We start from the raw sequence: 9,279 nt of genomic DNA, 5'->3' as shown, positions 1-9,279 counted from the left end.
CCCACCGCGCCTGGGCTCCCGCCTGCGCGGGAGTGACGGGGAATGGTTGTCAGAGGGGTGCCCCCGGTGCAACAACGAACCGCTCCAGGGCCGCCGGTGCGCGCGGCGCACCCTACGTCCGTAGGGCGGGTGAAACCCGCGTTGGGGCGCGGCGCGGTTTTCAACCCACAACCGGGGATGCCACGCGCCACCGGCGACAGAAAGGCTGAACCCTGCCCGCCCGACTCCGTCACAACCCTACACTCCGTAACGGCACGGGAGGATCTGCCATGTCCAGACACTTCACCCCGCGCGGCGCCATGCTGTGGCTGCTGCTGTTCTTCGCCACACCGCTGCTGGCCGCGCCCAAGGTCGATCCGCAGACGTTCGTCGAGCAGGCCGTGGCCGCCCGGGTGGCCGACATCCAGGCCGCGCAGCTGGCGCTGCGCCAGAGCCAGTCGGCGGACGTCAAGACCTTCGCCCAGCAGGTGATCGACCACCATCCCCGGGAAAACGCCGACCTGCAGGCCTTCGCCCGCAGCCGCACGGTGGAGGTGCCGGCCGACGAGGACCTGCTCGCCCAGGCCGAAGCGGAGTTGCGCGAGCTGGCCGGCGACAACTTCGACGCCCTGTACGCGGACTGGCAGATGCGCCGCTACGAAAACAGCCTGGCGCTCTATACCGACGCCGCCGAACAGGGCGACGAGGAGCTGCAGGCCTTCGCCCGGGCCAAGCTGCCGGTGCTCAAGCATCACCTGCAGATGGCCAGGATGCTGACTCGGGCCCATCCGCTTTCCTGACCCCGGCCGGCGCCGCGCCGGCGAGCCGGCGCAGGCGCTTGTTCTCGCGGTGCAGCTCGCGCTGCTGGAAGGCCTCGCGCAGCTGGTTGCGCAGGTCCTCGGGCTCGCACGGCATGGTGACGAAGCGGTAGATCACGCCCTCGTTGACCGCCTTGAGGATGTTGCCCACCTCCGCCGCGCTGGTCAGCAGCATGCGGATCACCTCCGGGTAGATCGACCTGATCCTGCGCAGGAAGTCGACGCCGCTCATGTCGCCCAGCAGCAGCTCGCTCAGCACCACGTCCACCGGGTAGGTAGCCATGATCTTCAGCGCGTCGGCGCCGTCGCTGGCGGTCAGCACCTTGTAGCTCTCCAGGCGCAGCGTGCGGCTGAGCAGTTCGTGGGCGGCCCGGTTGCCGTCGATCACCAGCAGGTAGCGCGCACTACCGTCGATGATGTTGGCCGGCAGGCTGAGCGGGCCGCCGCTCTGCAGGAACTGCATGCAGGCCAGCGGCGGCAGCGGCGGCGAGTAGAAGTAGCCCTGCAGCTCGTCGCAGCCGGCGGCGCGCAGGAAGCTCATCTGTTCGGCCTGCTCGACCCCTTCGGCGATGACCTTGATCCCCAGGTTGTGGCCGATGGAGATCATCGAGCGCGCCAGCGAGGCGCTGTCCGGCTCGGAGAGGATATCGGTGATGAAGCTGCGGTCGATCTTCAGCTGGCTGAACGGGAAGCGCTTGAGGTAGCCGAGCGACGAGTAGCCGGTGCCGAAGTCGTCGATGGAGAAGCGCACGCCCTGCTCGCACAGGTGCTCCATCCTGCGCTGCACCACGTCGGCATCGCTGGCCAGGATGGTCTCGGTCAGCTCGATCTTGATCCAGCGCGAGGGAATGCCCTCGGACCGCAGCACGCCCAGCACGTGCTCGATGAAGTGCTCGTCGGCGAAGCTGATGGCGGAGAAGTTCACCGCCACGCTGAGGTCCTGCTGGCTGAAGCTCTCGCGCCAGATCGCCAGTTGCCGGCAGACCACCTCGAACACGTAGAAGTCGATGGCGACGATCCAGCCGGTCTCCTCGGCCAGGGGGATGAACTCGCCGGGCGAGACCATGGTGCCGCCGCGATTCCACCGCACCAGCGCCTCGAAGCCGCACAGGCGGCCATTCTGCAGGTCCAGCTGCGGCTGGTAGAAGACGATGAACTCCTGGTTCTGCAGGGCGTGGCGGGTCTGCTGCTCCATCGCCAGGCGCGCCTGGACCTGCTCGTTCATCGCCGGCATGAAGGCGCAGATGCGGTTGCGGCCCTGGTGCTTGGCCTGGTACATGGCGGTGTCCGCGTTGCGCAGCAGGGTGCCGGCGTCGCGGCCATCGGCCGGGTAGCAGCAGAAGCCGATGCTGCAGCTGACCGCCACTTCCTGGCCGTCGAGGAGCATGGGCCGGGCGACGCTGTCCTTGATCCGCTCCATGCGGCCGAGCTGTTCGCTGAGCTGCTCGGTGTCGGCGAGCAGGATGATGAACTCGTCGCCGCCCAGGCGCGCCACCGTGTCGATTTCGCGCACGCAGCCGCGCAGGCGTTCGGCGACCTCCACCAGCAGTTGGTCGCCGGCGCCGTGGCCGAGACTGTCGTTGACCACCTTGAAGTGGTCGATGTCCATGAACGCCAGGGTGAACTGGCCGCTGCCGCGGCTGGCGAAGGCGATGGCCTGGCCGATGCGGTCGCCCAGCAGGTTGCGGTTGGCCAGGCCGGTCAGGCTGTCGTGGTTGGCCTGGTGTTCCAGTTCCTCCTGGTAGCGCTTGCTGTCGGTGACGTCGTGGAGGATGCCGACGAAGTGGCTGACCTTGCCGCGGTCGTCGAACACCGGCGCCACCCGCAGGTCGTTCCAGAACTCCGAGCCGTCCTTGCGGAAGTTGCGCAGCAGCGCCGCGCCCTCCTCCTCGGCCGCCAGCGCCCGGCGGATGCCGTCCAGCCCGGCCTGGTCGTGGTCGTCGCCCTGCAGGAAGCGGCAGTTGCGCCCCATCACCTCGTCCACCGAATAGCCGGTGATGCGCTCGAAGGCCGGGTTGGCGTAGACGATGGGCTGGTCCGGCTGGCGCGCGTCGGTGATGATCACCGCGTTGACGCTGGCCTCCACCGCCCGGGTGCGGGTGCGGATTTCCTGGTCGCGGCGGCGCTGCCCGGTGATGTCCTGGATCACCACGATGGCGCCCTGGATCACCTTGTCGGCGTCGAGGAACGGCGCCGCCGAGTTGAGGATGGTCTTGCGCTCGCCGCGGAAGGTCTCGATGTCGATCACCTCGTTGCGCGACACCAGCCCCTGGCGCACGGCGCGGATCATCGACCAGTCCGCCTCGGTGATGCGCTCGCCGGTTTCCGCCCACCAGCCCCGGTAGTGACCATAGCCCTCCGAACCGCTGGGATGGGGCCCGCCCCAGATCAGGCTGCTCTCCGGGTTGCTCATGATCAGGCGGCCCTGCTAGTCGGTCACCAGCACTCCCACCGGCAGGCTGTCGAGCACCTTGCGCAGCAGTTCCTCGCTCTTGGTCAGGGCCCGGGTGCGTTGCTCGACCAGCTGCTCCATGCTCTCGAACAGGCGCACCCGGCCCAGCGCCATGGCCAGCTGGCGGCCGATCGAGGCCAGCGCGCTGAGCGCTTCCTCCGGCCAGGGCCTGGCGTCGCGCTGGACCACGTTGAGCATGCCGATGATCTCGTTGCCCATCTGCAGCGGGATGCTGGCGTGGATGCCCTCGCCAGGCTTGCCGGCAAGGGCCGGGCAGTTGCCGATGTTGCTCGGCTGCGACAGCCTGTCACGCAGCCAGGCGTGGCGGCAGGGGCAGTTGGCGGCGCACTGGTCCAGCTCCTCCTTCGCGTAGTTCTGCCCCCGGGCGCGGGCGCCGGCCACGTGGGCCCGCTCGCCGGGGTCGCCGGCGTCGGCCAGCAGCAGCCAGGCGCCGCTGGCGTCGGGGAATTCCAGGATGCGGCGCAGGGCAGCGTCGATCACGTGGCGCTCGCTCTTGGCATCGGTCAGGCCGCTGGTGAAGTGGAACAGGCAGTTGAGCAGCGAGTTGGTGCGGGCCAGCTCGTCGTGCTTGGTCTGCAGCTCGTGGTTCAGGCGCACGCCCTGCTCGTAGGTGGAGATCAGCAGGTCGAGGATCTGCTGGCGGCTGGCGGTGATGAAGTGCCGCTCGCCCTCCAGCACCACCTCCACGCCCATCTGAACCCGCTCGTGGGTACGCAGCTCCAGGTTGACCAGGAAATAGCGGATGCGCGACATCAGGTACTTCTCGTCGAAGGGCTTGACGATGAAGTTGTCCGCCCCCGAGGCCAGGCCGTGGACCACGTCGCGGGCGTCGGCCAGGGCGGTGACCAGGATGATCGGGATGTTCTGGGTCTGCGCCGAGCTTTTCATCTGCCGGCACAGCTCGTAGCCGTCCATCTCCGGCATGACGATGTCGCTGATGACGATGGTCGGCTTGCGCAGCGCCACCATCTCCAGCGCCTCGCGGCCGTTGCCGGCGACCCGCACCTTGCAGCCGACGGCTTCGAGCATGTACTGCAGTTCGGTGGCCTGGGTGGGGCTGTCCTCCACCACCAGGATTTCGGCATCCGCATACATGATCACTCCCTCCCTTTGCTTCCATTCACCACGGACATGTGGACAGCGATCGCGTTGAGCAGCTCCGCTATTCCTTCCGGCGCCAGTACCTGGCTCGCCGCCTGCAGATCGATGGCCGCCCTGGGCATGGAGTCGACCACCGCCGTGGTGGGGTCCTGCACCAGAGTCAGCGCGCCGGCCTGGCGCAGCTCGGCCAGGCCCTGGGCACCGTCGCGGCCCATGCCGGACAGCTGGATGCCGATCGCCTGGCGGCCGAAGCGGCGGGCCACCGAGCGGAACAGGTAATTGGCGGCCGGTCGCACGTGCTCCTCCGGCGGACCGTCGTCGAGGTTCACACTGCGATCGACGGCGAAGCCCAGGTGATGCCCGTCCGGCGCCAGGTACAGGGTGCCGGGGAGCAGCCGCTGGCCATGCTCGGCGACCAGCACGGGCATCGCCGTCAGGCTCGCCAGCCAGTCGCGGAAGCTCGGCAGGAAGCCCGGCGCGATGTGCTGCACCAGTACCAGCGGCCAGTACCGCTGCGGCGCCATCCGCTGCAGCAGGGCCTTGATCGCCATCGGCCCGCCGGCCGACGCCGAGATGGCCACCAGTTGCGGCGCGCCGGCGACGGTCTGCGCCACCAGCGGCGGCGTCTCGTCGGCGGCGCCGGCCGCGACCCGGCGCTTGCGCCGCACGATCTTGACCTGGGCCATGCTGCGCAGGGTGCGCAGCAGGGTGTCGATGCGCTCGTTGAAGTCCTCGGCGCTGGGTCCGGAGGGCTTCTCCAGTACCGCCAGCGCGCCGGCCTCCAGCGCCCGCATGGCGGTGGCCGAGGCCTGGTGGTCAACGCTGGCGCTGAGGATCACCACCGGCAGGGCGTACTGTTCGAGGATGCGCTCGGTGGCCTCGTAGCCGTCCATGCCGGGCATGTGCACGTCCATGGTGACGATGTCCGGCGTGAAGCCGGCGAGCAGGCGCAGGGCGTCCTCGCCGGAGTCCGCCTCGCGTACCTCGTAGCCCTCGCCTTCGAGCACCGCGCGCACCAGCATGCGGCTGACCGGCGAATCGTCGACTATCAGTACACGCATCCCCGTCTCCTCATATCAGTCGGCGGATGGCTTCGAGCAGGCTGTCCTGCTCGAAGCCGCTCTTCGCCAGGTAGGCGTTGGCCCCGGCCTCCAGGCCGCGGGCGCGATCCTCGGCGGAATGCAGGGCGGTGACCAGCACCACGGGCAGCTCCGCCAGTTCGCGATCGGCGCGGATGCGGCTGGTCAGGGTGAAGCCGTCCAGGCGCGGCATCTCCACGTCCGACACCAGCAGGTCGAACTGGCCCTGTTTGAGCGCGTTCCAGGCCTCCAGCCCGTCGTTGGCGGTGGTCACCCGGTAGCCGGCGGCCTCGAGGATCGCCTTGAGCAGCCCGCGCGAGGTGAAGGAGTCCTCGGCGATCAGCAGGCGCCGCGCCGCCTGGCCGTCGCGTGGCCGGGCCTGCTGGCTGAGGCTGGAGCCCTGGGCCTGCAGCGCGCTGCGGTAGAGGTCGCCGGGATGCAGGATGGGCACCAGCTGGCCGTCGCCGAGCTGGGTCGCGCCCATCAGGTTGCGCACCCGCACCAGCTGGCGGCCGAGGCTCTTGACGATGATCTCCTGGTCGCCGAGCAGTTCGTCCACCAGCAGCACGAAGCGCTCGCCGCGCACCTTGAGCAGCAGCAGGGTCTGCTCGCCCTCGCCCAGCGCCGGCTGTGCCAGGCCGAGCACGTCGCCCAGCGGCCACAGCGGCAGCACCTCGCCGTCGAGAGTGACCGAGGGGCGGTTCTCCAGGGTGCGGATGGCGCTCGCCGGCAGGCGCAGGCAGCGCTCCACCGCCAGCGCGGGCACGGCGAAGGTGCGCTCGGCGTTACGCACCAGCACGGCGCGGAAGGTCGACAGGCTGAGCGGCAGGTGCAGGTGGAAGCAGGTGCCGGCACCTGGGGTGGACTCCAGTTCGATGCGCCCGCCGAGCCGCTCCACCGTCTCCTGGACGATGGCCATGCCCAGGCCGCGCCCGGAGATGTCGGTGATCATCCGGCTGGTGGACAGGCCGGAGGCGAAGATCAGCGCCAGGGCCTCGCGCTCGGTCATGGCCTGGGCCTGCTCGGGGGTGAGCAGGCCCACCTCCTCCGCCCTGGCCTTCAGGCGCCGCGCGTCGATGCCCTGGCCATCGTCGGCGACCCGCAGTTCGAAGCGGTCGGCCGACTCCTGGAGCAGCTCCACCTGCAGCACGCCCGCCGCCGCCTTGCCCCGCGTGACGCGCTGGTCGGGGCTTTCCAGGCCGTGGTCGACGGCGTTGCGCAACAGGTGGGTGAGCACGCTGCGCAGCTCGTCGAGGATGCGCTTGTCGACCTGCAGGCTCTCGCCGCGCACGCGCAGTTCGGCGCGCTTGCCGGCCTGGGCGGCGAGGTCCTGGACCATGGCCGGCATGCCTTCCAGCAGGCTGCTGCCGGACAGCAGCAACAGGGCCTGCAGCTCGCCGTTGAGTGCGTCGGACAGTTGCCCCAGGCCCAGCGCCAGGTGCCCTCCGGCCCTGGCCAGGCGGCTGGCGCCGGCATGCAGGCGGTCGAGCTGGGCCAGGCTCCAGTCGAGGTGGTCGAGCAGGCTCTTGAGACCGTCGCGGGCGCTGGCGGGCATCTCGTCGAGGGTGTCGCGCAACTGCCGGAGCGCCGCGGAACCGAGCATCCGCCGGGCCCGCTGCGGGTCGAACGCCTGGGCGTGCTCCTGTAGGCCGCGGGCGTGGGCCTGGGCCTCCAGCTTGTGCTGCAACAGCACCTCGCCGTGGTACAGCAGGGCATCCAGGTGCTCGGTGGCCACTCGCACCCGGGCCAGGTCCTGGGGCGCTTCCGGCGCGGCGGCGGGAACCGCGGGCAGTTCCACGTCCAGGCCCTGGACGCTGTCGTCGAGGCTGTCGATCACCTGCAGCAGCTCGTTGCGCTCCACCGCCTGGCCGGCATGCAGGCGCTGCACCAATCGCAGGGTGAGACGACACAGCTCGACCCGCTCGGCGGTCAGTTCCAGGTCGCCGTGGCGCACCGCGCCCAGCAGGCTTTCCCAGGCATGGCAGAGCTGCTCGATCTCGCCGACCCCGGCGGCGCGGGAGGCGCCCTTGATGCTGTGCACCTCGCGGAACAGCGACTCGATGGCATCTTCGCTGGCGCCGCTCTCGCGCCAGTTGGCCAGCAGGTCGGCGAGCGTGGCCAGGCGCTCGGCCGCCTCGCTGCGGAAGCTGGCCAGCAGGCGCTGCCTGAGGGCCTCCCGATCCAGGGTCATGCGCGGCTCACAGCTTGAAGCGGGCCGCCAGGCCCTTGAGCTTGAGACCCAGCTGGTGCAGGTTGCGCGCGGCCGTGTCGACCTGGCGCGCGCCGGCCACGTTGTCCTGGCTGGCCTGGCGGATGTTTTCCATGGCGCTGCCGATCTGGTCCATGCCGATCATCTGCTGCTGGCTGGTGGCGGCGATCTGCAGGGCGATCTCGCTGGATTCCTCGACGCTGCTGCTCAGGGTGCGGATCGCGTCGCCGCTGACCTGGGCGCGCTGGTAGCCGCCCTCCACCGTCTTGCTGCCCTCCTCGGCCTGGATCACCGCCTTGGTCATGGCCTTCTGGATCTCGCCGAGGATGCCGCGCACCTGGGCGGTGGCCTGCTTGGACTGGTCGGCGAGGATCTTGACCTCCTGCGCCACCACCGAGAAGCCCTTGCCCGCCTCGCCGGCCTTGACCGCCTCGATGGAGGCGTTGACGCCGAGCAGGTTGGACTGCTCGGCCAGGTCGTTGACCGAAGCGACGATCTCGCCGATGGTCTGGCTCTGCTCGCCCAGGCGCATGATGCTCTCGGCTACCACCTGCATCTGCTCGCGGATCAGGCCCATGCCGCGCAGGTTTTCCTCCACCGACTGGCGCCCGCTCTGCGCCACCTGGCGGGTGCGTTCGGCGCTCTCGCTGACCGATTGCGACTTGCTGCCGGCCAGCACCGCGGTCTGCTTGACCTCCTCCACCGTGGTGGCGATCTCGCTGATCGCCGTCGCGGTCTCCTGGGTGCTGGCGGCCACCTGGGTGGTGACCGCGAGAATCTCCTCGCTGGCGCTGGCCAGCACCGAGATGCTCTCGTTCAGCTCCTGCACCAGCTCGCGCAGGTACTGGCCCATGCTGGCGAAGGCCTGGCCCAGCCGACCCACCTCGTCCTGGCGGGTCTCGTCGGGCAGCTCGCGGGGAATCTCGCCACGGCCTATGCGCTCGGCCAGGCCGGTCAGGCGCGCCAGCGGCTGGGCGATGTGGCGGCTGAGCAGCCAGGCCAGCAGCGCGCCGCCCAGTACCAGGGCGATCCCCGCCTGGAAGATCCTGCTGCGCAGCGCCTCGATGGTCTGTTCCGACTGCGCCATGCTCTCGGCGATGCGCTGGTTGGTGCGCGCCACCAGTTGCCCGGCCAGTTCGTGCAGGCGCTCCGCCCGCTGCTTCTGCGCGCCGGCGATCAGCGCCCGGGCCTCGTCGATGCGCCCTGCCTGAATCATCGGCACCAGCTCGGTATCGCGGCTGCGCAGGTAGGCGGCGCGCACCTCCTGCATCCGCTCCAGCAGTTCCGAGGTCAGTTGGTCCCCCTGCACCTCCTCCTGCAGGCGCCGCAGCAGGCGGTCGTTCTGCTCGCTGCCGGCGCGCACGCTTTCCAGCAGCCCCTGGCTGTCGCCACCCACTGCGCTGAGGATTTCCACCCGCTGCAGGTTAATGTTGACCAGCAGGTCCTTGACGTCGCTGACCCTCTCGTAGCGCCGGGCGAATTGCTCCTCCTCGGACTTCTGCAGGGCGACGAACTGCTCCAGGGTGGTCAGCAGCAGCACCGCGAAGCCCAGGATCAGTGCCGCGAACGCCAGCATCAGCTTGGTGCCGATGCGCAGGTCGAACAGGTTTGCCAACATGG

The 9,279-nt window shown here is 69.8% G+C and carries 6 protein-coding genes; 1 reads left to right on the top strand and 5 read right to left on the bottom strand.

What is annotated here, in order from left to right; translation table 11 throughout:
* The first annotated feature begins 269 nt into the window (after positions 1–269).
* The gene (locus N5D30_RS10930; protein WP_279909018.1) at positions 270–779 is read left to right on the top strand and encodes a DUF4142 domain-containing protein; all 510 of its coding nucleotides are present in this window, start codon (positions 270–272) and stop codon (positions 777–779) included.
* Here the strand turns inward: N5D30_RS10930 and N5D30_RS10925 are convergent.
* The 5 genes from N5D30_RS10925 to N5D30_RS10905 are packed head-to-tail and all read right to left on the bottom strand — an operon-like array spanning position 724 to position 9,277.
* Positions 724–3,210, bottom strand: a complete 2,487-nt coding sequence (locus tag N5D30_RS10925; RefSeq protein ID WP_279909017.1) for an EAL domain-containing protein — start codon at positions 3,208–3,210, stop codon at positions 724–726. The genes N5D30_RS10930 and N5D30_RS10925 overlap by 56 nt on opposite strands.
* A gap of 15 nt (positions 3,211–3,225) precedes the next feature.
* Positions 3,226–4,365, bottom strand: coding sequence for a response regulator (locus N5D30_RS10920; RefSeq protein WP_279909016.1), 1,140 nt, complete (start codon positions 4,363–4,365; stop codon positions 3,226–3,228).
* A gap of 2 nt (positions 4,366–4,367) precedes the next feature.
* The gene (locus N5D30_RS10915) at positions 4,368–5,432 is read right to left on the bottom strand and encodes a chemotaxis protein CheB (protein ID WP_279909014.1); all 1,065 of its coding nucleotides are present in this window, start codon (positions 5,430–5,432) and stop codon (positions 4,368–4,370) included.
* A 10-nt stretch (positions 5,433–5,442) separates the two neighbouring features.
* Positions 5,443–7,641, bottom strand: a complete 2,199-nt coding sequence (locus tag N5D30_RS10910; protein WP_279909013.1) for a response regulator — start codon at positions 7,639–7,641, stop codon at positions 5,443–5,445.
* 7 nt (positions 7,642–7,648) lie between these two features.
* Positions 7,649–9,277, bottom strand: a complete 1,629-nt coding sequence (locus tag N5D30_RS10905) for a methyl-accepting chemotaxis protein (protein WP_279909011.1) — start codon at positions 9,275–9,277, stop codon at positions 7,649–7,651.
* Positions 9,278–9,279 lie beyond the last annotated feature (2 nt).

It is taken from the genome of Pseudomonas sp. GD03875, assembly GCF_029840585.1.
GTDB lineage: Bacteria > Pseudomonadota > Gammaproteobacteria > Pseudomonadales > Pseudomonadaceae > Aquipseudomonas > Aquipseudomonas paralcaligenes.
This window is presented reverse-complemented; position numbering and strand designations above follow the sequence as displayed.